25 protein-coding genes are annotated in these 26,092 nt (G+C 33.7%); 16 read left to right on the forward strand and 9 right to left on the reverse strand.

Features of this window, described 5'->3' with window-relative positions:
- The first annotated feature begins 36 nt into the window (after positions 1–36).
- From AC3HD6_RS04250 to AC3HD6_RS04305, 12 genes are all read left to right on the forward strand, one after another.
- Positions 37–636, forward strand: coding sequence for an isochorismatase family protein (locus AC3HD6_RS04250; RefSeq protein WP_488895232.1), 600 nt, complete (start codon positions 37–39; stop codon positions 634–636).
- Between the two features lie 14 nt (positions 637–650).
- Positions 651–1,379 (forward strand): pirin family protein, encoded by a 729-nt coding sequence (locus tag AC3HD6_RS04255; RefSeq protein WP_488895233.1) that lies wholly within the window; start codon positions 651–653, stop codon positions 1,377–1,379.
- 158 nt (positions 1,380–1,537) lie between these two features.
- Complete coding sequence (locus tag AC3HD6_RS04260) at positions 1,538–2,044, forward strand: cupin domain-containing protein (protein ID WP_488895234.1); 507 nt, start codon at positions 1,538–1,540, stop codon at positions 2,042–2,044.
- Positions 2,045–2,291: 247 nt separating this feature from the next.
- Complete coding sequence (locus tag AC3HD6_RS04265; RefSeq protein WP_488895235.1) at positions 2,292–3,056, forward strand: hypothetical protein; 765 nt, start codon at positions 2,292–2,294, stop codon at positions 3,054–3,056.
- A gap of 22 nt (positions 3,057–3,078) precedes the next feature.
- Positions 3,079–3,372, forward strand: coding sequence for a hypothetical protein (locus AC3HD6_RS04270; protein WP_488895236.1), 294 nt, complete (start codon positions 3,079–3,081; stop codon positions 3,370–3,372).
- A 73-nt stretch (positions 3,373–3,445) separates the two neighbouring features.
- The gene (locus AC3HD6_RS04275; protein ID WP_488895237.1) at positions 3,446–4,468 is read left to right on the forward strand and encodes an LLM class flavin-dependent oxidoreductase; all 1,023 of its coding nucleotides are present in this window, start codon (positions 3,446–3,448) and stop codon (positions 4,466–4,468) included.
- Between the two features lie 82 nt (positions 4,469–4,550).
- Entirely contained in the window at positions 4,551–4,772 is a 222-nt protein-coding gene (locus tag AC3HD6_RS04280) for a (4Fe-4S)-binding protein (RefSeq protein WP_488895238.1), read from the forward strand.
- Positions 4,773–4,807: 35 nt separating this feature from the next.
- Positions 4,808–5,104 (forward strand): phosphoribosylpyrophosphate synthetase, encoded by a 297-nt coding sequence (locus AC3HD6_RS04285; RefSeq protein ID WP_488895239.1) that lies wholly within the window; start codon positions 4,808–4,810, stop codon positions 5,102–5,104.
- A 123-nt stretch (positions 5,105–5,227) separates the two neighbouring features.
- Positions 5,228–5,860 carry an NAD(P)-dependent oxidoreductase gene (locus AC3HD6_RS04290; RefSeq protein ID WP_488895240.1) on the forward strand — a complete coding sequence of 211 codons (633 nt, stop codon included), beginning with the start codon at positions 5,228–5,230 and terminating at the stop codon, positions 5,858–5,860.
- A 110-nt stretch (positions 5,861–5,970) separates the two neighbouring features.
- A complete protein-coding gene (locus AC3HD6_RS04295) occupies positions 5,971–6,477 on the forward strand; it encodes a Dps family protein (RefSeq protein ID WP_488895241.1) in 507 nt (168 codons plus the stop codon).
- A gap of 85 nt (positions 6,478–6,562) precedes the next feature.
- Positions 6,563–8,305: an ABC transporter ATP-binding protein gene (locus AC3HD6_RS04300; RefSeq protein ID WP_488895242.1), complete on the forward strand. Its 1,743-nt coding sequence runs from the start codon at positions 6,563–6,565 to the stop codon at positions 8,303–8,305.
- Complete coding sequence (locus AC3HD6_RS04305; RefSeq protein ID WP_488895243.1) at positions 8,302–10,080, forward strand: ABC transporter ATP-binding protein; 1,779 nt, start codon at positions 8,302–8,304, stop codon at positions 10,078–10,080. Before AC3HD6_RS04300 ends, AC3HD6_RS04305 begins: the two co-directional genes overlap by 4 nt.
- Positions 10,081–10,540: 460 nt before the next feature.
- On the opposite strand, the gene AC3HD6_RS04310 is transcribed toward AC3HD6_RS04305, so the two are convergent.
- Together AC3HD6_RS04310 and AC3HD6_RS04315 are read right to left on the reverse strand one after the other, a co-directional pair.
- Complete coding sequence (locus AC3HD6_RS04310) at positions 10,541–11,380, reverse strand: hypothetical protein (RefSeq protein ID WP_488895244.1); 840 nt, start codon at positions 11,378–11,380, stop codon at positions 10,541–10,543.
- Between the two features lie 18 nt (positions 11,381–11,398).
- Positions 11,399–12,436 (reverse strand): hypothetical protein, encoded by a 1,038-nt coding sequence (locus AC3HD6_RS04315; RefSeq protein WP_488895245.1) that lies wholly within the window; start codon positions 12,434–12,436, stop codon positions 11,399–11,401.
- 160 nt (positions 12,437–12,596) lie between these two features.
- Between AC3HD6_RS04315 and AC3HD6_RS04320 the strand changes: the two genes are divergently transcribed.
- The 3 genes from AC3HD6_RS04320 (at position 12,597) to AC3HD6_RS04330 (ending at position 16,533) form a co-directional block, all read left to right on the forward strand.
- Positions 12,597–12,878, forward strand: coding sequence for a helix-turn-helix domain-containing protein (locus AC3HD6_RS04320; RefSeq protein WP_488895246.1), 282 nt, complete (start codon positions 12,597–12,599; stop codon positions 12,876–12,878).
- 98 nt (positions 12,879–12,976) lie between these two features.
- On the forward strand, positions 12,977–14,425 hold the full coding sequence (locus tag AC3HD6_RS04325) for a DUF3945 domain-containing protein (protein WP_488895247.1): 1,449 nt from the start codon (positions 12,977–12,979) through the stop codon (positions 14,423–14,425).
- Positions 14,426–14,445: 20 nt separating this feature from the next.
- Positions 14,446–16,533: a type IA DNA topoisomerase gene (locus tag AC3HD6_RS04330; protein WP_488895248.1), complete on the forward strand. Its 2,088-nt coding sequence runs from the start codon at positions 14,446–14,448 to the stop codon at positions 16,531–16,533.
- A 56-nt stretch (positions 16,534–16,589) separates the two neighbouring features.
- On the opposite strand, the gene AC3HD6_RS04335 is transcribed toward AC3HD6_RS04330, so the two are convergent.
- From AC3HD6_RS04335 to AC3HD6_RS04355, 5 genes are all read right to left on the reverse strand, one after another.
- Complete coding sequence (locus tag AC3HD6_RS04335) at positions 16,590–16,730, reverse strand: hypothetical protein (protein WP_488895249.1); 141 nt, start codon at positions 16,728–16,730, stop codon at positions 16,590–16,592.
- Positions 16,731–17,247: 517 nt separating this feature from the next.
- Complete coding sequence (locus tag AC3HD6_RS04340; RefSeq protein WP_488895250.1) at positions 17,248–18,537, reverse strand: tetratricopeptide repeat protein; 1,290 nt, start codon at positions 18,535–18,537, stop codon at positions 17,248–17,250.
- Positions 18,534–21,101 carry a hypothetical protein gene (locus tag AC3HD6_RS04345; protein ID WP_488895251.1) on the reverse strand — a complete coding sequence of 856 codons (2,568 nt, stop codon included), beginning with the start codon at positions 21,099–21,101 and terminating at the stop codon, positions 18,534–18,536. The genes AC3HD6_RS04340 and AC3HD6_RS04345 overlap by 4 nt, the downstream gene beginning before the upstream one ends.
- Positions 21,102–21,124: 23 nt before the next feature.
- Positions 21,125–21,628: a DUF4280 domain-containing protein gene (locus AC3HD6_RS04350; RefSeq protein WP_488895252.1), complete on the reverse strand. Its 504-nt coding sequence runs from the start codon at positions 21,626–21,628 to the stop codon at positions 21,125–21,127.
- 32 nt (positions 21,629–21,660) lie between these two features.
- Entirely contained in the window at positions 21,661–22,791 is a 1,131-nt protein-coding gene (locus tag AC3HD6_RS04355; protein ID WP_488895253.1) for a hypothetical protein, read from the reverse strand.
- A gap of 198 nt (positions 22,792–22,989) precedes the next feature.
- On the opposite strand from AC3HD6_RS04355, the gene AC3HD6_RS04360 reads away from it, so the two are divergent.
- A complete protein-coding gene (locus tag AC3HD6_RS04360) occupies positions 22,990–23,334 on the forward strand; it encodes a helix-turn-helix domain-containing protein (RefSeq protein WP_488895254.1) in 345 nt (114 codons plus the stop codon).
- Between the two features lie 245 nt (positions 23,335–23,579).
- On the opposite strand, the gene AC3HD6_RS04365 is transcribed toward AC3HD6_RS04360, so the two are convergent.
- Positions 23,580–24,674 carry a hypothetical protein gene (locus AC3HD6_RS04365; protein WP_488895255.1) on the reverse strand — a complete coding sequence of 365 codons (1,095 nt, stop codon included), beginning with the start codon at positions 24,672–24,674 and terminating at the stop codon, positions 23,580–23,582.
- Complete coding sequence (locus AC3HD6_RS04370) at positions 24,674–26,092, reverse strand: restriction endonuclease subunit S (RefSeq protein WP_488895256.1); 1,419 nt, start codon at positions 26,090–26,092, stop codon at positions 24,674–24,676. Before AC3HD6_RS04370 ends, AC3HD6_RS04365 begins: the two co-directional genes overlap by 1 nt.

Genomic DNA, 26,092 nt, shown 5'->3' on the forward strand with positions numbered 1-26,092 from the left:
AATTTCGAAAATATAATAACTAAAATTTTTAAAAAAATGAAAAATTTCACAAAAAATGATACGATTATTTTATTAATCGACCACCAGGTCGGTACACTCGGATGGTCTGTAAACCGTCCAAAAGAAATGATTATAAGCAGAACAATTGCTCTGGCAAAGTTAGGTAAGGCGTTAGGTATTCCGATCGTATTAACGAGTAGTCAGGAAACACAGGCACAAGGATTATTATTGCCGGAACTACAGGAAATTTTACCTACGGAATATGCTGCTCGAATTAAAAGAGAGGGAATAACAAATGCATGGAATGATGAGAATTACAAAAAGGCTGTGTTAGAAGCTGCCGGAGATAGAAAAAATGTAATTATGGCTGGACTTACGCATGACGTATGTATTGTTTTTCCTTCTCGGTCTATGACAGATGAAGGATTCGATGTACAGGTTGTGATCGATGCAGGTGGTTCACCTACTCAGATTGCTGATGATATTGCCCAACAAACTTGGGAAAAAGGAGGAGTCCGTACAACTACTATCAATCAGCTCGTTGGGGAATTAATTGATAGCTGGGCGACAGAGGATGGCCAGAAAGCCGTGCAGATCGTTTATGAAGAGGTTATGTCCAAGATTGGTCAATTTTAATATAAAACTAGAAGATGTTAAGAAAAATTGATAACTCTAAGAAAGTAGGGAATCAGCACATATCAATACTATATCCTGGATTGGAGCTTACTGATAATGATACTGGTTACTACAGTATAGGTAGGATTGATCAGGCACATATCCAGGGTGGAGCCGTAATAAAAATGCATCCACATATTAATGATGACATTCTTTCTTATTTCCGTTCTGGAAAGGTGAAACATACAGATTCGGAAGGATTTACGGAGTATATAACCCCTACGAAGCTTATGTTGATGAAAGCAGGTAAGCTTTTTTATCACGAAGAGGCTGTAATGGAGGAACAGGAAGGGTTGCAGATATTCATCCGTCCGGGTGAGAAAGATTCGAAACCTGAGGTTATTTTTCAGGAATTGGAAGAAGTACACAGTATGAATGAATGGCGTCTGATAGCATCTCCTGATAAAACGAAAACTGTTTTGGAACTCAGTAGTCAGACATGGATTTATGACATGCAGATTACTCCTGGAATCGTTTTTAGTCTGCCAAAAGAAGTTAATAAAGAATTTCATTGCCTGTTATATGTTTTTCAAGGTAGTATGGTGGTAAACGGTAACATAGAATTAGGCAAAGGAGAAAGTATTTTTATAAAGGATGAAAACATTAGTTTTCAAACCAGTGACAGAGCTGAATTAGTTCTATTTGTTACAGATACGAAATCTCCTTATTATGATGGTGGAATGTATAGTGGAAATCAGAAATAAGCTACTCTTAAAAAATCATATATAATCAAGTCGTAAACTACAGATATATGATGCTGTATTTTGGATAATTATTATCATAAAAATGAGCTTAGTATCTAGCTTTCCAAAAAAATAATTCTGTAAATAAAAATTAACAATAAATAATAGTAATAATATCAATGTCGAATAAAACCTACCCTAAAAATATTAAGGTTACTAGTCCAGACCAAGGAGAACATCTTGGAGTGATGGGTGATAATTATAGAATAGTTGTTTCCGGCACAGATACAAATGGGCAATATGCAATTATAGATATGAAGGTTCCTCCTGGTGGAGGGCCTGTACCTCACTCGCATCCTGATATTCATGAAACATTTTTTGTGACAGAAGGAGAGTTACTCTACAAGACTGAAGCGGGACAAGTGAATGTTACTGCTGGTGGCTTTATTGATATTCCGAAAGGAGGAGCTATTCACTGTTTTAAAAATGTATCTGATAAAATTGCACGTGTAATTTGTACCATTGCTCCTGCGGGATTAGACGAGTTTTTTAAAGAATTGGGAGAACCTGTTCAGGCAGAGGAGTTTTTGGCTGTACCTGAGTTTACAGCTGAGTTCGTGGAACGTTTAGATAGTCTGAATAAAAAATATGGACAAATCTCTTTTTCTCCTGATTATCTAGATTAATATTCAAAGGAGATTGATTAGATGTGAGAGTAGAAATCTCAATTGTTGGATGTGATGGAATAAACCATTTTTCTACATATTCAGAATAATATCTTAAGTTGAAAAAGTGGATTTTAGGTTAGATTAGGTTCTATGCATTAGGTATTCCATAGAATACCTAATGTGTTTTATAGCCTTCCTATTTTGGAAAAAGTAATGAGTATTAAATTAGAATACAAAACCAGAAATAATTATCAAAAAATAATGAATGAAAAGAGTTTCAGACATAATAAATCTAAAAATAAACAATATGAAAGATGAAAATAACCAAAGCTTATTAATTGAATCAGTAGTTAAAATACGTAAAATGGTTTCCGATATTTCGGATGAAACCCCAAGAATTACTGAACTGAATAACGATATTTTTAGTAAAATCGAAGAAGCAGGAGTTAAAATCGCATTACAAAAAGACCTTACAGAAATTTGGGTGAGTGAAAAAAATGAGATTAATTCTAATATAGCACTCATCATGGATCTTTTAAGAACTATGTCTGATAGGCTTCAGAAAAAAGAAACTGCAGGCTTATCTACCTTTTGGAAAGAAGGGAAAAACTATGCTGATATCACCAAAGTAAAGTTTGGAGAAATGGAAAAAATGGGAGAGGTTATTTTTTTATCAAAAGATTTAGAGCAATGGAAAGAACTATGGGCAAAGGTACGAGAAGATGTAAACGAGTTGTTTGATATTGCAGAAACTATTTATACAAAGCTCTCGATGATTGAAATACTTAGACCTGAAGAGATTGATGAGCTAACCAAGGATATAATTAAGCACATCCCTTTGAACTATTCATTAGAAGAAGCATCAGAATATGAAAAAGAGTATATGCAGGCATATAAGGAACTAAAGGAAGAAGCATCTAAAAAGAAAAATCTTTGGGATAAATTTTTGGATGTTCTGGCGGGTGGTATACAGGAAACACCTGCTCATAGGGTGATGCTCAGAAGGTGGATGAATGGAGAAGAAAGATAACCTATTGTAAAATCTTAATACCATGAAAAAGAATAATATATTAGTAGTAGGCCGTGATCCGAAAACCTTACAGGGGGTGGTAGAAATGCTTAAGGAAAATGACTATGATGCCCATGGTGAAAGCATAGATGAAGATGCTCTTGAAGCATTTGATAAATTTGATTTTGATGGGGTGTTACTTGGAGGAGGAGTAGGACCTCGAAGCAGAAATATTCTTATTTCAGCTTTTACCAAGAAAAATCCCAAAGTAAAAATAGCATCAGGCCACCCGTGGGAAGCATTAGATGCTTTGAGTAATATTTTCAAAGAACAATAGGCACAATTAGTAGTATTAAAGTTTAATAACTATTTGAAAGAATGCTTATGATATTCCTAAAAATGAAAAAAAAATGAAGAAAATAGGATTTTTATCTTTCGGACATTGGGCTAATCACCCAGCTTACCAGGCTAAAACTGCGAGCGATACGTTGTTGCAGTCAATAGATTTATCGGTAGCTGCAGAAGAAATAGGTATAGATACTGTTAATTTTCGGGTGCATCATTTTGCTGCACAATTAGGATCACCCTTTCCTCTTTTGGCTGCCATTGGTGCAAAAACAAAAAAAGTTGAAATTGGTACTGGTGTTATAGATATGCGTTACGAAAATCCACTGTATATGGTAGAAGATGCCGGAGCGGCAGATCTTATTTCAGGCGGACGTTTACAATTGGGTATCAGCAGAGGTTCACCTGAACAAGTAATTGACGGCTGGCGTTATTTCGGCTACGAACCAAAAGAAGGAGAGACTCAAGTAGATATGGGACGTCGTAAAGCCTTAGAGTTTTTGGAGAAATTGGAAGGAAAAGGATTTGCTGTTGCTAATCCAAATCCTATGTTTCCCAATCCTCCAGGGTTGTTACGTTTAGAACCATATTCGGAAGGCTTACGGGAGCGTATTTGGTGGGGAGCTGCCACTAATGCTACAGCCGTTTGGGCGGCAGAACATGGAATGTACTTACAGCTGTCAACCTTGAAAATGGATGAAAGCGGAGAACCATTGCACGTTCAGCAGACAGAAATGATACGGCAATACAAAGAAGCATGGAAAAAAGCTGGACATCAAAGAGAGCCGAGAGTTTCGGTAAGCCGTTCCATATTTGCCTTAATGAATGATACTGACCGCTTGTACTTTGGAAGAGATCGTGACAGTACAGACCAAATTGGGATGTTAGGCGAAGGCCGTCAGGCTGTTTTTGGACGTAGTTATGCTGCTGAACCGGATCAACTTATCAAGCAGTTGGCACAAGATACTACTATTATGGAAGCAGATACAGTGCTTCTAACAATTCCCAATACACTTGGTGTAGAATACAATGTACACGTACTTTCAAGTATCTTACAACACGTAGCACCAGAATTAGGGTGGAGGTAAATCCATAATTGTTTAGAATAATTCACATTTTAATTAGAGTGATTTGCCTTGCAAATATACATTTAATACAAATTCAATAAATATGGAAACGAGAGAATACTCTAAAAACAAAGATATTACAATACTTTGGACACCATCAAAGTGTATACATGCTGGTGTTTGTGTAAAAACCTTACCAAAAGTTTATCATCCGAAAGAAAAACCTTGGATAACCCCAGAAGGAGTGAGCGTAGTGGAACTAAAATCACAAATTGACAGCTGTCCAACAGGAGCTTTGGGGTACAGGATAAATAAAAATGATTAATGGTTCTTGTTAAATTAATGTAAACAAACTACAACATGCAACATTATGATAGCCTTCTAGATGCAATAAACGGACTTAGAAAACAAGGATATGTGGAAGATTTCAATCTAAAGCAAAGTTGTCTGGAATGTCGGAATGGGCAATACAAAGTATTTCACAATGAATTTGAGATAATAAATTATTACCGATTTGAAGGAGACACTGACCCAAGCGAGGCTTCAATTATTTATGCTATATCATCATCAAAATATAATTTAAAAGGTATTTTGATAAATGGATATGGTATCTATTCTGAACCCATTACAGACGAAATGTTAGCAAAGCTGAAATGATGAGGATAAGAAATACATTTATGAGTCAGCAATTTGAGCTACGTAAAATTTAGACACTGTTTTTCAACTTTGTAAAGTTACTAACAGAGGCTTTATTAAGCAATAAAATTTATACAATAAATCATGAATATTACTGTCATCGGAGCTTCTGCAGGTGTAGGGCTTGAAACTGTAAAACGAGCATTAGAAAGAGGGCACACTGTCACAACTCTTTCACGCTCTAAAATAGATCTAGCTTCCAATAGCCGCCTAATTATGCAACAAGGAAGTGCTATTAACCCATCAGATTTAAAAATATCTATACAAAATGCGGAGGCAGTTATTGTAGCTATAGGCACGGGTAGCAGTACTAAAGCCACAACATTGTTCTCCGAAACTGCACAACAGCTTACGAAGGTACAATCTGATATGAATACCACTATCCCTTTTATTGTGCTTACCGGCTTTGGCGCTGGCGATAGTGGCAAATATGTAGGTTTTTTTGGTAAGCTAATATTCCGTTTTATTTTAAAAGATATTTATTTTGATAAAACAAAAATGGAACAGATTATTACCTCATCAAATATGAATTGGGAAATAGTACGTCCAGGAATGTTGAGAAATAAACCGCTTACAGAGCAATACCGGTTTGAAACTAAATTGTATAAGGGTATTGGTATCTCATCCATAAACCGTGCAGACATAGCTGATTTTATGGTAAAGCAAGCAGAAAACCCAACAATGCTTAAACAGTATGTATCACTTACGAATAAATAATCTTTTCCTTAATCATATATAATGTCATTCAATATTTTGATCTTTTTAGTACCCAAAATAAACTGAAAAAACTCAAAAAGTAATCCTATCCTATAATTTAAATTTAAAATATGAAAACACCCACAATCAACAAAAAGGTGAGCACTGCAAACATTGGCATTGCTCAAAAAGATTTACAATTAATCACTCAATATTTATCAGTCCTTTTGGCTGATGAACATATTTTGTACACTAAAACCCGAAATGCTCACTGGAATGTTGAAGGATCAGACTTTCATTCCAAACATGTTTTCTTTGAAAACCAGTTCAATCAATTAGATAAGGTGATTGACAGTGTTGCCGAAAGAATTAGAAAATTGGGACATTACACTCCGGGAACGCTTAAAGAATTTTTGGAACTAACTCGTTTAACTGAGAAAAGAAGTGGCACGAGTAATAACAGTATAAGTTATATTAAAGATTTATTAGCTGATCACGAAAGTACTATTATTTATTTAAGAGAACTGGTTCATATCATAAGTGAAAAATATGAAGATCAAGGTACTGAAGATTTCTTAACTTCCTTATTGGAAATACATGAAAGTATGGCTTGGTTTTTAAGAGCTCATTTGGCATAAATACAAATAAGTTTTTTTTCTTAATGCGACTATATATTTGTGGTCGCATTTTATTTTAAATATTATAAATTCCATTTGGTTACTTATGCTAAAGAGACTGTACCCTTTTTTAATTGCTAATAAAATAGCCGTATTACTTGCCCCTTTGTTAATATGCATAGACGTTGCCTGCGAAATAGCTCAACCGTTGCTTATGTCAAAAATTGTAGATATGGGGGTACAAGATGGCAATATTAGCTACATATTGCAAATCGGGTTTTTGATGATAGGATTGTCTATTTTATCCATAATAGTAAATATAGCGAACATATATTATTCGTCACTTTTGGGTGTAAGTTTCTCTTATGAGTTACGTAAAAAACTATTCAACAAAATACAAGAGCTGTCCTTTTCCAATTTAGACAGATTTAGCTCAGCCTCGCTTATTACTCGTATTACAAACGATGTAAACATATTGCAGCAAGTAATCATTATGTCATTCCGCTTGTTGATAAGAGCACCTCTTATGTTGTTTTTTGCCATTTTAATGGCTATCAATATCAATGCGGAAATGGCTATTATTATTGTGATAATTGTACCAGTATTATCCTTGAGCATTTATTTCATACTAAGAAGAGGAATAGTTTTTTTTAAGATAATGCAGCAAAAGTTAGACTGGCTCAATACGGTTGTTCAGGAAAACTTAACCAATATACGCCTTGTGAAATCATTTGTAAGGGAAGATTATGAAATCATGAAATTCGGGGATGCTAATACTGGGCTCAAAGATACTGCCACCAGTGCCTCACGAATAGTTATCATGATGATTCCGGTAATGCAACTTATTATGGGTATATCTATTGTAGGTATTGTATGGTTTGGTGGTAACAAGATAATCGCAGGAGCCTTTCAGGTAGGAGCGTTTATGTCCTTCATCAGCTATATTACCCAAATATTGATGTCCTTGATGATGCTTTCCATGACAATTATGACCTTTTCCCGAGCCAGTGCATCATACACCCGTATTTCTGAGGTGTTGGATACTTCTGCTGATATTAAGGATACGACAACTGCTGTACACAATGATTTTACGATCGAAAATGGAAAGGTTGAGTTTGATCGTGTTTATTTTAAATACAATTCTCAAGCAGGGCAGTATATCCTCAAAAATATCAACTTCACGGCCCAAGCCGGAGAAACTGTGGGTATCATTGGGCCTACTGGCTCTTCTAAAAGTACATTGGTACAATTAATACCTCGATTATATGATACCGATAAAGGAACAATATGTATAGATAATCGTAATATAAAAGACTATACTCTAGAAAACCTTAGTAAGAGCATCAGTATGGTTTTACAACAAAATGAACTGTTTTCAGGAACTATAAAAGAAAATATCTTATGGGGTAATCATCATGCCACAGATGAGGAAATCATTACAGCTGCAAAAGAAGCTCAAGCACATGATTTTATCATGTCTTTTCCACAACAGTATAATACAATTATAGAACAGGGAGGAGTAAATGTCTCTGGTGGACAAAAACAACGGATATGTATAGCCAGAGCTCTTTTGAAGAGATCCCCTATACTTATCTTGGATAATAGTACTAGTGCCTTGGACACCATTACAGAATCAAAAATTCGAAATGCCTTAAGCAAGGATAATCGTGGGAGAACATTATTTATTATCTCACAAAAAATAAGTTCCTTACAGCAAGCAGATAAAATTTTGGTAATGGACAACGGTGAAATTGCAGATTCCGGCACGCATGTGACCCTAATGGAAAGTTGTGAAGTATACAGGGAAATATATTACTCACAACAATCAAAAATTAAAGTTGATCTATGAAACGAAAAGCAAAAACACTTTCTCAACCATCCGAGGTAAAGGAAAAAGCTTCACCTAGAATAGTTCTACGACTATGGAAATACTTGCGTAAGGATCACCAACAGTTGCTTATCATCACACTTCTGCTCATTATTAGCTCAGGAACGACCATTGCTAGTTCCTATTTGCTCCGACCAATTATTAACGATTATATTATTCCTGGAGATATTCTCGGATTGATAAAAATATCCACAATATTATTGTGTGTTTATGTAGTTGGTGCAATAACGGTAATTGTGCAAAACCGTATGATGATTAATGTAGCTCAACGGGCTATTGCTGATCTCCGAAACGAGCTGTTTGCAAAATTTCAAACACTTCCATTGCAATTTTTTGACTCCCAAAGTCATGGTGACCTCATGAGTCGCTTTACCAATGATGTAGATTCGATCAGTGATTTTTTAAACACGAGTATTACACAATTCATCACGAGTACGCTTACCTTGATAGGTGTATTCTTTATGATGATATACATTAGTCCATTGCTTACACTTTTTACTTTGGTAATGGTTGGGCTGATGTTGTGGGTGGCTTCGTTTATCGTAAAAAAAAGCAAAAAATATTTTGCTATGCAACAAGAAGCAGTTGGTGCTGTCAATGGTTATGCAGAAGAAATGATAACGGGACAAAAGACTATTAAAGTATTTGGATATGAACATGTCATAGCACAAGACTTTGATAAACTAAATGACAGTTTGAAGAGCAAAGCAGGTAAAGCTCAATTGTATTCAGGAATTATGATGCCTGTTATGCAAAACCTTAACACGATCAATTTTGCTATCACGGCAACTTTGGGTGGGATATTTACCATTGTTCGAGGGCTTGATATTGGTGGGTTGGCTGCATTTTTACAATATTCTAGACAATTTGGACGTCCAGTAAATGAAATTTCGAGCCAATACAATAGCCTTCAGGCTGCTTTGGCAGGAGCAGAACGGATTTTTCAGATTCTTGATCTACCATCAGAAACTTTGGAAGATACAAATAAGGTATTGGAACTACCTGAAATTAAAGGTGATGTACAGCTATCTAATGTGTTTTTTGCATATGATTCGTCCAAAATGATTTTAAAAGATGTTTCGTTCCAAGCCCCATCAGGCAGAAGCATAGCGTTGGTAGGAAGCACGGGAGCGGGGAAAACAACAATTATGAATCTCTTACCAAGATTTTATGACATTGATTCTGGCAACATCACCATTGACAATATTGATATAAAGGACATCAAACGTAGTACGTTACGTAGTTTGATGGCTATGGTATTACAAGATACCCATCTGTTTACAGGGAATATTATGGATAATATACGCTATGGTAGGTTGGGGGCTACTGATGAAGATATTATCAGTACTGCTAAATTAACTGGTGCACATACTTTCATTTCGCGCTTACCAGATTCTTACCACACAGTCTTACAAAATGATGGGCAAAGTTTGAGCCAAGGGGAGCGCCAATTAATAAACATAACTCGGGCCGCTATTGCACAGTCACCCATTCTTATCCTGGATGAAGCAACAAGTTCTATTGATACCCGTACAGAACAGATTATCCAAAAGGGAATCGACCAACTTTTGAGAGGCCGTACTAGTTTTGTTATAGCCCATCGTTTGTCAACACTCGAGAATGCAGATGAAATTCTTGTGTTAGATAAAGGTAATATTGTGGAATATGGTAATCATAAAACGCTTCTGGAGCAGAAAGGTAGGTATTTTGAACTTTACAAGGCTCAGTTTGAATGATCGTTAAAAATGAAAATATTAGTAATAATTTTGAACTCGACATACATTAATGTAACTATTTCAGATGCAATATAGAATCCGTTAGTCTGCTTTAAGGGTAAACTTCCTGTTTTTGGAAAAGGGGATTTTTCAACTAAATCATTGATCATAAGAACAAAACTTCCCCGGAGGGAAGTAAAAACACAAATGATGAAAAAAATCCCGCAGTAACGGGATATTGCTAAGATAGATATTTTAATATAAAGTTATCATGACCCAGCTGAGTTTATTTGATGCCGAAGAATTCTATGAGTTTCCAGAAGATCTTTTGGAATACAAGGAGAATTTCCTGAGCAGGGAAGAAGCTGACTTGCATTACTTATCATGAAATGCGATCTGCAGGAAAACTGGGAACATAGAATTGTTAAATCAGCAATATCTATGAAAGAATGTATCAACCTGACATTTCGTTTAATTATTTCTAAACCTGGAGATTCCTGAAGACGGCTTGATAATCGTCTTTAAGAGTTTCTTCATTTAAATGATATTTTCCAAAATTTAAATAAGAAAAGAAATTTTCATTTTGAAAATCTTTAAAAGCCTGAGGATAAAAATCATCAGTATTTAATACTTCTACATTATCAGTATGTGTATTGAAATCGATAGTTTTATTAAATTGATTTTGATTACCATAAAACCATTCTATACGAATGGAGCCATTTATAATACTTCCTGCAAAACCGGTATCATGGCCTTGTCCAACATATATAGTTGATCCGAACGCAATATTACTTCTATACTTATTCTTTTGATCAAGTTTAAGATAATCAGTATAATATTTTGTGACCTTATTAAAGTATACTTTAATATGAAAATTACTAATATGCTCCCGTCCTAGGATGAAGAGTCTCAGTGCAGTTATGTCTACATAATCCAGTAAATTACTTGTCATAATTTTACATCCTGCATGCTTTGCAAAATATCGATAGAGGTTCATTTTAGATACTCTCCAATCATTACCAAAGATTTCATGATAGTTAATTTGGTTTGAGGTTTCTATCATATTATTGATAAGATCAATATTTTCAAAGAATTCGGTATAAGCAATATCTGCATTTCTTGTTTGGTTATTGTTACAGTCAATACAGATCACTTTTGGAAATTTGATAAGTTTATCTTTTGGTGAATTGAATGGATGCGAATTTTCACCATCATAATAGATGGCATCAAATGACTTACCAAATTGACGCCTGATATCTGAGGCCTTAAATTTATGTTCCTCGGAATTTGCTTCATTATTTTGACATATCCAACATTTCATGATTTTTTTCAAGGATTTTTAAGAGGTTTGATTTTTTCGTTTTAAGTCTAAAATTTCTTTTATATTCGGAGGGTATTCACCATTGAAATATTCATAGATCAAAGGATTTCTAGAAAAAAAATGACCTGTTAGATCTACCCAAGTTTCGATGGGTATCTTACCATTTATTTTAAACATTTTTTTTGACTTTGGCTTAATTTGTGAATAATCTTTTCTGTTATAGTTAAGGTCAGAATCCCGTCTTCGGAAATATTCTTCTTCAGTGTAGAAATGAAAAGCTCCATCAAAATGTCTAAAACTAAGAGTGTTCATATCAAATTCTGCATGGATATATCTGACAGGAAAATAAATAATATCATCAATTTTTACTTTGATATGTTCACTTTTAAATTCTTCTGCCTGAAACGTTTTGATATTTTTTGATAAGGCCCATTTGATATCTAAGGAGTATGTATCTGCAAAGAAAAAAATAATTTCAGAATCATTAAAATCAGGCGATGGTCTTAGTTTTACTAATTGATCAGAAATGCTCTCTACATTTTTGTTAAAAACAGAACCATACCAGGTATCTAACTCTAAGATAGCAGCATTATTTACATCAATTTTTAAATTGTGCTGATCTAGGCTTATTTTTATTTCATCATAAGTGGTGGGGTCTATAGCCCAAAAATTATTAATGAATCGAGGCTGGAAGCCATTTAACGATGAGTAGCTCCGTCGGAATAAGGGACTAGCCATCGTTATATAATTGTCTGCAAAAAAATAACCATCAGAGAATATTTGCTTTTTAAATTTAGAACTGAGCAGCTTATAATCTAAAAGACCATCTTTATCAGGAAGTAGATCTTCGTTTAACTTCAAAAGTATATCAGGTGATTCAACAACAACACCCGATATTTGGGTATACTTGAAGTCCTGAGTAGTTAATTCTACATTTTTATTAGCAGCAAAGTGTATAAAGTCAAGAATTATTTTTTCATTGTCTTTTAATACTTTTTCCGCCTCTTTTTCAAGTTGTTTAATATAGTTTTCTCTAAAATCAGCCATTTCACTCATAATTGGTAGTCCTTGCTATCAAATGCTTTGTAAGTTACAATCCTTTTGTCAAAGATTCGATCATTCTATATTCTTTTTTCGGTACTACGAAAAAGTAGTGATTTTATATCATTCCTGTTGTTCAATTTTACATCACCAACAAATCATAAAAATCACAGTTATGAATATTGAGAGAACAGAATTTATAGCCTGGATGGAGAGAATCATGGAAAGATTTGATATTCTAAAAGAACAGATGATTAAGAACCAGTCCAGATTTATAGAAATTGATGGGGAGCAGCTTTTGGACAACCAGAATGTTTTACAGCTTTTAAAAATAAGCTCCAGATCATTACAACGATATCGAACGGATAAAAAGCTGCCTTACTATACCATCAGCGGAAAGCTGTATTATAAGCTTTCGGATGTTCATCAACTGATCAGAGAGAGCCTAAGCTCATAAATATGATAAAGACTTCAACAGCCAAATTCACTATTATAGTTCCAAGTTTTATGGATTCGTGACCTAGTCTATACCTTCATCCCATTAAATAAAATAAGATGGAAGATGAAATAATAAACTCTCAGGAAACCGGTGAAATTAAACCAACAAGAGATACAGTCATTGTTTTGAACATTCATACCAATCAGGTAGAAATGGTCAAAGGAGTTGATCAGGAAGGCAATCTGCAAAAGTTCCCTCCCGAGAATAAAAAGGAAAATGATGAGCTGATCAAGGTAGATAAACACGGCGATATTTTCTCCAACTTCTTTTCCAACTTCTACCGACAACTCAAAAATCCCTTTCATTTCAACTTTTTCAAGGTTTCAGAATATGATGCTGTCAATACCGCCAAGGATCTTCAAAAATATGTTGATCAGGTATCTCCTGAAGAAAAAGAAAAGTTGAAAGACTACGAAGTTTTACCTAAAAATAATAACAATCCCAAAAATCAAAATACAATGGACAACAACACAGAAAATCAGGAATATCGTTTTCAGCCTGAACAGATCGACTGGAAAACGATGGAAAAGTTCGGACTTAATCAGGAGAAGCTTGAAAAGATGAACGCCATGGATTCATTACTCAGAGGTTTTAAAACCAATACATTGATTCCTATTACTATTAATTTGGGAACAGCTGTCAGCAAGATGGATGTTCGGTTATCCCTTCAAACAGGAGATACCGGACAGGTTGCTGTTCATCTGCATGGTATCCGGAAAGAACCTAATCTCAATATGAAATTTCTCGGGCATGAGTTCAGTGATCAGGACAAAAAAAATCTAAAGGAAACCGGGAATATGGGCAGGGTAGTAGATTTGGTTAATCCTAAAACCGATGAAATTATTCCATCAGTCATCAGCCGTGACCGGCTCACCAACGAACTGGTAGCTTATCGAGCGGAATACATGAAAATTCCTGATGAAATCAAAGGAATACAACTCGATGAACATCAGAAACAAATCCTACTAGAAGGAGGACCATTGTATCTTGAAGGAATGACTTCTAAAAAAGGTGAACTTTTCGATGCTACAGTACAATTCAATGCAGATAAGCGGTATGTAGAATTTTTGTTCAATAATAATCAGGCATTGCAACAAAGCCAACAACACGATCAACAGCAAACTCAACATACGAATCAAGAAGCACCCAAAATATTCAGAGGAAAGAAACTGGACGATTCACAGTATGAAAAATTCAAAGCCGGACAAACCATTTATATCGATGGCCTCCAAGATGCTAAAGGCAAGGCCTATCAAGGTTATATTACCTTCAACAAAGAAACCTCCAAAACCGATTTCTCATTCAACAATCCTAATAAGCTTAAAGAGGAGGCAAAACCTACAGAAGATCATAAAACTCAAACTGCAATTAATTCTCAGGGTAAAACCAATGAAGCGACTAAAAATATCAAGGAACCTTTAGAATCAAAACAGCAGCAGCCTGCCAATAAACAACAGGAAGATCAGCAAAAAAAGGTTAGAAAACCAAGAAGACAAAAACTATAACAACCATCTACACCCATCATATGAAAGCAATCATCGCAGAAAAACCGAGCGTTGCAAGAGAAATTGCACTGTTGTTAGGTGCTCATGAAAAGAAAGAGGGTTATCTATCCGGTAACGGATATTGTGTCACCTGGGCATTAGGACATTTGATAGCATTAGGAATGCCGGAAGATTATGGGATAAGGGGCTTTAATAAAGCCTCTTTGCCTATCTTTCCAAATCCTTTTATTCTGACTCCAAAAAAACTAAAGAAAGCAAAAGGCTATGAGCCTGATCCTTCAGCTTTAAAACAGCTCAATATCATAAAGCAAGTCTTTAATCAATGCAGCAGTATTATTGTCGCCACAGATGCGGGAAGGGAAGGAGAACTGATCTTCCGCTATATCTATCATTACATACAATGCAATAGACCTTTTGAAAGGCTCTGGATCAGTTCCCTTACCGAAAAAGCAATACAGGACGGATTTAAAAACCTTCAGCCAGGCGATGCCTTTGACGGTTTATATCAGGCAGCAAAAGCAAGAAGCGAAGCCGACTGGCTTGTAGGAATCAATGCCACACAAGCATTAACCATCGCAGGGAACCAAGATATTTATTCTTTAGGCAGAGTGCAGACACCAACCCTTGCTTTAATCTGTCAACGATTTCTTCAGCATCAAAACTTCACCAAGCAAAAGTACTTTCAAATTCAGCTGAGCCATAGAAAAGAATATACAGATTTCACCAGCCTTTCACTATTACAATGGGAAGAAAAAAAGCAGGCAGAACAAATCCAAAAATCCATAGAGCGCGAGGGGAGAGCTGTTGTCGAGGATGTATCCATTAAAACAGTTCAGGAACAATCTCCGTTACTTTTCGACCTCACAGAATTACAGAAAGAAGCCAACCGAAAATTGGGTCTTTCTGCCGATGAGGTTTTACAAATTGCCCAAAGCTTGTATGAAAAGAAATTCATTACCTACCCCAGAACCGGCAGCAAGTATATTCCTGAAGACCTTTGGACAGAGATTCCTGAACTGGTCAGAATCCTCAATACAAACGATCAATTTAAGTCAGCCATATCTACTTTAAAATTCGGAAACTTCAACAAGAGAATCGTTAATGATGTAAAAGTAACGGACCATCACGGTTTACTCATCACTACGAAAGTTCCATCCGCACTTACTGCCACTGAAAAAGCTATCTATGATATGATTGCTTACCGTTTATTGGAATCTCTATCTCATACCTGTACAAAACAAGTCAGTCAGATCCAGATAAAAGTACATCATTATGAATTCCAGATCAAGGGATCAAAAATACTCAACAAAGGCTGGCGAGCCATCAAAGGAATTCTATCTGATAATGAAAATTCCAATAATAAAAATGAAGTTCTTACTGAACTACCGGAACTCAAAATCGGCGATGAGTTGAAGATTTCAAAAACCGACTTATTGGAAAAAACTACACAACCTCCCAAACTTTTTACAGAAGCTGATCTCTTATCAGCGATGGAAAACGTTGGCAGATCTATTGAAAATAAAGAAGAGCAGAAAGCGCTATCCAATATAGGCATCGGAACCCCAGCCACCAGAGCTTCCATTATCGAAACGCTGCTCAGCAGAAACTATATCATCAGAAAAAGCAAAACCCTACATCCCACTGATAAAGGTTTACAGGTCTACAACCTTGTCAAAAACAAAAAAATAGCCAATGTCCAAATGACCGCAGAATGGGAAATAGCACTGGATAGAATTGAAAAAGACGAACTCAACAAAGATCAATTCATGAAAGACATCCAAGCTTACACGGCAGAAATCACCAGCGAACTTTTATCACTTCATATTTCCCAAGAAAACATCCCACAACTCAAATGCCCCAAATGTCAACAACATAATCTTATCATCAAAGATAAAATCGTAAAATGTCCCAAGGAACAATGCAGTTGGATTCTATTCAGAACTATTTGCGGAATACAACTCAGCATTAAAGATCTTACTTTACTGTTAACTCAAAACAAAACATCATTAATCAAGAACATGAAGAGTAAAAACGGTAAAAAGTTTGATGCATTTATCATTTTGAAGGATGATTTATGTACATCATTTGAATTTGTAAAGAGAAATTAAATTAATAATATAGTAAGTAAGCAGCTTTAGGGCTGCTTACTTTTTAATATTCAATCTTAATCACCTTTCTCATGCTCATGAGGTTTTAGCTTTGGATGTTTAGGTTGATTAGCAGGATTTACTCTCCTTCTTCTGTCAGTCTCACCATCTGGTTTCCCAGGTTTAGGTCCTGGCTTGATTGTTTCGATTGTATTCATAGCGTTAAAAAATAGTTAATAATTACTTTTAATATCAAAACAGATGACTATCATTTTCAAAAGTAAATTATAGTATGTAAGGTTAATTACGGAAAACCGTTAAGGTATTATCATTTAATAGTTGAAGAAAACTTTCTTATATTTATTCAGTATCACGTTCTTTAGAACTGAATTATAGGATGGGATAAATACAAAAAAAACTCCGTCTCAAAAAAAAGTGAGGCGGAGTTTTTTAGATATGCATTATCATTTTTATAGGTCAAAATCTAAGGCATTTTAATAATCATACTTATCTGAAAAGTAATAGTTTACTATATAGATCAACGCTCCCACAAATAGTGAGCCAGTCGATATATTTTTTAAAAATGTGAGAATTGAGCACCAATTCGATTTTGCTTTATTGATGCCAAACATGTCATCACCCACAATAACTTTATTTCCACAGTTAGAGCTTTCTAACAGAAAATAAGAGACTACTAAAGTTATTACAGATACTAGGAATATCCAATAAATTAATTTATTTACTTCTTTCATATACTCTATTTGGAATTTTTTTTAGGTCTTTACCCTGGCTTTTCATTAATGAAATGTATTGTTGATAGGATTTTTTAGCCTCATTTTTATTACCCAATTCCCATTGTAAATCAGCCAAATTAAACCATGCCACAATCCTATTCGGATCTTTTTTTAAAATTTCTTTGATTAATAATATTGATTCATTATATGCACCTTTTTGATACAAGTAATAAGCAATGTTATTATATTGCAGTATATTACTATTATTTATTGGGAATTTAAGTAATAACTCTTGATATCTTTCAATGCCAGTATAGTTAGCTGAATTCTTTATATTTTCTTCAAATTGCCCTAAAGTATCCCCAAACTTATACTTTGATTTACATACCTTATCTCTTACGGCTTCATCAGGTATTGGATGTAATTTTTCTCTTATCTTTTTATCATCTAAAGCGATATTTTGTTTTACATCACAATAGTATTCTTTATTTACATCCAAACGCCAATCTGAAGTTATATAAACGGACCTAGTTAATTTCCATTTGTTGCCTTCATAGGCAACATAATTTATTCGTTGATCCCCGCCTGAACCATCAAAATATGTAGTAATATAAAAAACTTCGTTTGTTGAATTATTAGTAATAGGCTTTATATCATCAATCACAAACCCACCATCTTCCGAAAAATTATAGGTTTTTAAAGCAAATTGATATTTTGATTTTCCATTCCCTAAAAAAAATATTAAATCATCACCCATATTTCTTTTACTAGAAACAACTTTATCTTTGAAACCATCCTTATTGATATCAATATCTCTAGTAAAATAATCGTCGTTTTTCTCATAGTAAGAAAAGTCTCTATTTTCTTTCCCTTCTCCATTTAAAGACATATAGTAGTCTACTAACGAATATACTTTTGGCTTACTTCCTTCATTATAATTTATAATTAGCCATTTATCACTATATGCATTCTTTTTAAAAACATAATCTTCTCTGCTAAAATTAATATTTTTATAATGAATTTTATTTAATTTTTGAGGGGAAATATCTCTAATTTGAGAGACATAATAATTAGCGTCATCTGCAATAGTATAAAAATTATCTTCCCCATGTTTTTCTTTTAGTTCCTTTATTTCTATATCATCAGGAGTTAATAAGAAAATTGCAGAACTATTCACTATTGTATCTTTTTTTTCTTGAGAATTGATGTTTTGAGAATCATTCTTCTCATTTTTTTTACAAGAAAACAAGCATGATACAATTAGGAAATGAAGGATTATTATATTTTTCATTTTTGTTTTATTTGAATATGATAACATCTGTTTTCATTAAGTATGGCATCTAATTCAGGCCGTTTTTCCATCTCATTCCAAAATTTAGTTTTGTTGGAAAGATTATCATAAGACACATCGAAGGTATTTAAAACCTCTGGATTGGCCAAATGTTTTGACACAGTTGAAGGACCTAATTCATTAATCTTATTTTCCATTAACTTAACAACTTCATTTTTAGGTTTTTTAGTATTAGCTTCATAAACTGCTATAACTTTTTTTCCCGGAGCTTTGTAGATTCTTTTTTGTTCGTTTACATCAGTTTTACAATTATCGTACATAATTCTAGCTTGATCATAAGAGCTTCTTGCAGTACTGGTTATATATATATCATAGTTTCCTGATACTTTTCCAACTTCTTTTAATATTTTTTTTGTTTTGTCTGATAGAGCATTTTCTTTAGCAGTTTGACCAACAAAATGCAATGTCACTTCATCGTCATCCTCTTTCTCTTTTTTTACTGCCGCAATTTGTTTTTTATTAATACATTCTTGTGGATAGTTAAAGATACTTTTTAATGTTATAACATAGTTTCTTCTTTCTACTAATCCATTTTTTCCTCCATTAACCAAATAACTTATTAAATCAACTTTATCATCATCTGCTATTAAACCTAAATCTACAGTTCCATACTTAATTGTTTTTTCGCCATGTTTATAACTAATAGTTTTCTTTGGGTAATCTGGTTTATGAATTTTCACGTATGTTGGAGGTTTTGAGGGTCCTGTCCATCTCTTTCCTACACTAAGAACTTTGCCTTGTTTCCAAAACCATCCGGCTGAGTCACAAGCATAGGAAAGATTATTTGCAATACTATCATAATCTTTAACACAATCAATTTTACTATAGTCTTTATATACTATGTAATTGCTTTCCCAAGTTAATTGCATTAATCCTCTACCAAAATAAGGTTTATATGTTTTATCTGTATCATATTCCAAAGTAGTTTTTAGACGATCTGTTTCGTGATAAATCTGAGCAAGAAAATGTAACTTTCTTATACAAGTATTTATTTCATAAGTATTAAAAACTTTATTAAGTTCAATTCTTAATTTTTCAATTGTTTTATCCTCTTGTTTTAATTTACAATTACTAGCACCAAATAATGTATAACCGATATTTTTTTTAACGCTTGGTTCACTATCTCTTAGTCCATGAATTATTTTTTCAAATTCATCAGGTGTAAAATCTCTATTACAGAAACACTTTCCTTGTTTTTTGGCTTTTTCCTGCTTAGGTTCCTTAATAATAGCAGGAGAATCATTAGGATCTACTTTTACTGGTTCAGTACTTGGACTTATCGGGATAACCTGAGAGTTGACAGAAGTCTTAAGATCTTCAACCTCTATATAATACTCCCGCTCATTTCCTTCTCCAAAATCATTACTTTTATCATACATCTCTTGTGTTAGCTTAATGTAATTAATAAAAGACGTATCATAGGCCAATGTTACAGATTCTTTATATAGAAGATCATCGTTGTATCGTGATAGGTCTTCTTCCCAAATTTTTACTGTTACATTTTTACCTCTCATTCCTTGAGAAGTTATTTTAATGGATACTGTATCTCCTGTTTTGGCTTTCTTAAGCGTTTTTCCTGTACCATCTGTAAACTCTGCATTTAATATTTTCCCTTCAGGATCTGCCTGTTTCTTGGCCGCAGGTGTTACAGGAAACTTTGCTGTTTCCTCTTTGGGTTTCGGCTTATTGGGTTTTGGTTTATTATGTTCAGGAGCAACCGGCGGTTTCTTGTGTGCTGGAGTATTGTCCACCGGTTCAGCTTTCTTAGGTGGAGCTGGAATATGAGCCGGGTTGGCAACATTTACATTAGGACTCGCTTTTAAAATATGCTTGGAAACTACTTCTGCGGTTACATAATATTCATGAGTTTTTCCTTCGCTTTTGTCTCCTCTTGCTACTCCGGCATTGGCAATTTGAACGGCCATAGTATAAGCAGGCAGCCTGAAATAAACCTTGGCAACTCCCTCATGATTCACTTCCCCAATGAGTGGTACCTGGTTGATCTTATTCATCATATTTACAATAGGATCATGTCCTTTTCCTATGGCATCATCTTCCCAAAGAGTAAAGGCCACTTTATATCCAAACATTCCTACACAATGGGCTTTAGCTATTACGGTATCAGTATAATGTAATAGTTTTCCTTTGGGTAGTCGTTCAGAATTAATGTCTTGTAGTTCAACACTTACAATTTTCGGATCTTCTGCTTCCTGTGGTTTTATATAGAGTTCTCCTTTATCTTTCCCCCTTACAACTTCAATTCTTAAAGCTTTATATTTAAGACTTTTAGCTGTGAATTTATAGGTTACATTATCTCCTTCCTTTATATTTCCCTTGGCGATCCGCCATCCGTTTCTGTCTTGTACATAGATATCCCATTTTACCTTAGGAGGTGGAAAAGAAAAAGGATTGGATGTCATTACGTTATCAAATACTGAAAGTGAATAAGCCTCCGTATTTCCAACAATAGGTTTTGTATTACCTCTAATAGTTAATTTTGCCATAGTCGTTAGGTTTGATAGACATTTTATTCATAAACCTGATCAGGTCCTTCCAGTTCATTTTGGGACTCCTCAAAATTCATAAATGGGTTAATGATGTTATAGGTCTTTGGATCAGCTGTTGTTATACTTTGCTTATTCATAGTTGATGTTTGTCCATGTTCTTTTACGGTGATTTTTCCCCCAACACTGCACATCAACTCAGAAATTTCAGAAAGGCAGCTTTTATTCATCACCTTTGTTTTTTCATACGTTTTCTGCCATTTTCCGGCTGGAGCATAAGCACAGGGTAAATATCCTCCTGATGTGGGTTTCAATTTACATTGCCCAAAACTTGGTCCGGGAGGATTAAATTGTAGATCGTCTTCCGTTACGGCAAGATAATCTGTTTGTCCTTCCTTATTATTCCAATAATGCTTTTGGTGTGATGTTACTTTAAATTGCGGGAACTTGTCACCTTGATTGCATTGAGCCTTGCCTTTTTGAATGACAAAGTGCTTGTCACTATGGGCTGATGAATTTTCTGACATATCTTTGTGATTGATGGTTCTAAAAATGATAATTATCCTGCTAGCTTTTCTAAGTCAAAAGTCATTGTCTTCTCATAATCGGCAATCTGTATATCAAATCTGGCTTTTATCTTTTGAATAGAGAAGTTCATGAAATCCAGTGTGTATGTAGCTAAGTGATTAGCCTTTAATGATTTTGAATGGGGTATTATTTGCTTGTCATACTCCAAGTCTGAATAATACAATTCCGAAACGGTTCGGTAATCTATGGATTTCCCTGTTTGTACTAGCTCTACTAAATTGGAACTGTTTTGTGGTAAGGTTTGATGAACCATTTCCAGTCTAATAGGAGAAGCCGGAGCCAGCCACGAAAATTCATCACGATATGGAGCCGTAGTATCTTTTGAATGATAATTTGCTTTATAAAATTGATTGAAAATGAATTGAAAGGGTAATGTTTCTTTGAGACTATTATAGATCATCTGTGGATCAGCCATTTTATTTTTCATTTGATCAATATGAGAAACGGCATAAGAGCCAGTATGATATTGCTTTAATGCCTCAAGTTCATTAATTATATCCTTAGTCTCTTTAATAGGATTTGCTTCAACAAAATTTCCGGATTTGTCTATAATCAATGTTATAGGATACACTATTTTTACAAAATCAGATGCCAGATTATTTATTTTTTCCTCTGGCTCCTCTTCATTTTTTTTGAAATTATTCATAGAGAATTGTACGTGATGTCCTTTTTCATCCTCTTTTATATATTTAAAGTGTAGCGTGTATGAATATTCACTTTTTTTAATCCCTTCATCACTTTCAGATTGTTTCACTTCATAATCCCCGTCTACTAATTCTATATTAAAAGAGATTTTCCCCATTGGAAGTAGGTAACATAAGCTTTCTCCGGATTTTCGTATTTGCTCATTGAGTTTTAATATTTCATCTGGATTGGGTATATGAAGTTTCTGCAAAAACCTTAAAGTTCCGTCTTCAGGAATAAGGTCTAAGTAACTACATCTTGAGTTGTGATATTCACGAAGGTATTTAGGATTTTCAAGGGTCAAATCCCATGAAATACCTTCCAGTGTTTCTCCTTGTTTTACAAAGTAGATGTCCTGTTTCAAGGATGGGGTAATTCCCCTCAGAAAATTACCCGAATTTGGGATATTTTTTTTCATAATATAGAGTGTGTTTTTTGTAATAATTTTTGAAATTTAGAAATATTATTTTATTTTAATTCCATTCTTTTAATAAATTTTAAAAAGTGTAGTAATTCTACGACTCCTGATTTGAAAAGGTTTTAGAATTAAAAAAAGTCTTCTTATATCCCATAATAATGAATTGTATTTTTTTTTGCATATTTGCAAAAAACTATCATGCAAAAAGATAAATTACGTACAATAAGAAAGCAAAAAAGTCTTACACAACAACAGGTGGCCGATGCTCTTGCAACCGATGTTTCTAATTATAGCAGAAAAGAAAGCGGAGATGTGAAGATCACTGAGGAAGAATGGAACAAACTTTCCAATTTTCTAAGCGTATCTTTAGAAGATATTTATGAGGGGGAAGGATCTAAAAAAATTACAAATGAAGAATCTAAAAAAATTACTTCTGTTACGCCTGAAGACAACCTAAATGTTGAGCTTATTAGGAACTTATTGGATTATATTACTTTATTAAAAGAGGAAAATGCAAGACTAAAGCAAGGATCTAAAAAATAATACAAAAAAAGAGTTATGCTTATTAAATAAGCTATGTTATGAATTCAAAATACTGGTTTTGAATGTATTATAATTTTAATTGAATTGCATGCTTTGTATAATAGTTGTATTTTATATTTGCTATACCAAAATAATAACATAGCATACTCTATAATCCCTCTGGAAAACAATACAATTAGATTTTATTCAGAATAATATGTAGTGTTCAACTAAGTAACAATGTTATTACTTTACTAATATATTATTTATTCTTGATGAATTGATTTTTCATCAATCCATTGATCAATTTGCGTTTTACAATCTGGTAAAAAGTTATTTATCACTATTGAATCTTTAAGTTCTTCATATATAAAATTCTTTACTTCGTCTAAATCTTTATACTCCTCTTCATCATTTGTTAAGATAACATTATCACTAATTTTAATGTCAATAAAATAGATTTCTTCTTTTTGTTTTAACTGATATTTCGTAATTTCTTTTTCAGCTAAAGATAACCAAGTTCTTTCTTTTAATACCTCATTTTCGATTGTCCAGAAATCAGAAATCAAACTTTGAATACCTTTATCACTTCCTATATCATTAACAGCTTTATCAAAATTTGCCATTTTAGTGTCCGATAGGTTCCTGATATGCATGACTGAGTTTCGCATATCTTCCAAAGGCTTCAATTTTTGCATAATCGAGAAAAGAAATTCTGTGTGTCTCAGTTCAGAAATATACCTCTTTTGTAACCTGTTTTTAAATTCTTGAAAATCAGTTAAACTAATTTCTTGCAAAATATCTGAAATTTGTTCTGCTTTAAGCTTTTTGGGTTCTCCAAAACTTGCGTAGTGATTGAAAAGAATATAATATAACCCATTTTCGTAATTATCTGCAACATTTCCATTTTCAAAAGATTCAGCCAGTTGTACGCCAAACTCTTTAAAAGTTCCTTTTTCAATAGGTTTTTCATCATATGTAAGAATGTACGTTAATACATTTCTTAATTCCATTTCAATTATAAAAAGTTTATTAAAATATTGGTTAGCTACTTCTTGCAAAAAATCATCCTGTAGCTTTACTAAACTAATCACTTCCTCCAAATTATTCAAAGTATCTAAGTATGACTTGACGACATCCTTTGGTTCTAGATCTCTTAGAGATAGATCAGGAAAATCAATTGTGAAAATTGTTGAGAAACTACCATTGGGTATTTTATATACGTTTTCAATTTCAAGATAAGATTCTACATCGTCTTCGCTCAAATCGTATTCTTCACCTATTTCATCATATAAATGTGATGCTAAAATCGTTTTACTTAGATTTTCGGTGTGGTTTATTTGTATTTTTATAATGCTCATTATCCCAAAATTAATTTTTCAACTTCTGCTTTCGCTTCCCACATTATTTTATCAGCCTCAAGTTTTAATTTAAAAGCTTGATTTCGTAACTCCTTTATATGGTCGGCTATTTCTTTTTGTTTTTCTTGCGTTGGAACAGGTACTACAAGAGATTTAAATTCTGCTGAGTTTATATTCGATTGCACGGCTGGTCTTTCAATAGCAGAAACCCAAAATTTGTAAATTGAAGAATGACAATAATAAAATAAATAATCTGGATTAATTTTTTTTGTATCTAATTTAAAACGAATTAGATATCCTGCAAATATAGATTCAATATCTGTGTTTTTATGAATGTAACACCTCCCAACGGAGCCACTGCGAGCAAATAGAATATCATTTTTTTCCAAAAGATATTTTGATTCTGTTTTTTCAGCCGTCTTCCAAGATTTATTCTTTAAATTTCCCAAATCATCGATATCCGTTATTCTTATGTATCTGATGTCATTTTCATGTCGTTTGTTTATTGCTGTTTCATTAGCTCCATATTGTGGAGAATTTAAAAGAAGATCACTTAGCTTTTTTGTTGGGAAATTCCATTTTTGATTTTTTAAATATTCTATCTTACTTGAGTAGTCCGGATCTAATCTAATGCCACTCAGCTTATTTATTGATGTAATAAAAATTCTATTTTCAACTGTATTATCTCTTTCTGGAAGTGTAATTCCGAGCTCAGTCAATAAGTAATCATCAATACTTGCAAGCAAATCGTTTGCTTTGTTTTCTTTTTTTACCTTTTCTTCAACCGCTTTTTGAGAAATTGCTAAAATCCTTTCATCAAATAATATTGGGATTGATAATAATGCAGGATAGTCCAAAGCAGGTCTTGTTCCACCTGTAGCTCTTCTACTTGCCAATTTTTCACCTATATCTGAATTTAAAAAAGACGCTAATATAGTGCTGACTTCTTTGCTTTCTGTTTTTATTACAACCATATGCTGGTTGGTATTCCCAATGAAGTTATCGGGTGCTACAGATGCCACAGCCATACGACCAACACCGGTAATTTTAACTAATAAATCGCCAGCCTGTACTTGGCTACGCTTTAAATAACCATTATGTGTTTCTTCGTTGATATATTTACAATCTTCATACTCTAAGAAACCTGTTGGAGATAAATTTTGTACTCTTAAAAAAGGTATTCCATTTTCCTTATCTGAATAATATTTATCTTTTTCTACTGTTTTGGGTGTTGCACCACTGGAAACAGATTTTACAAAATATCTTAAAGGTTTTACATCTTTTTTTCGAACTTTATCTTCAAGTTCTTTGATTTCGGGAATGTAATAAAAAGGATCTAATCTTTTTTCAAGTTCAGAGGTACTTAAAATAAATATTTTATTAGGATTTACCGTATCACTTAATTTAAAATCTACCAT

It is taken from the genome of Chryseobacterium sp. II3a, from assembly GCF_057815135.1.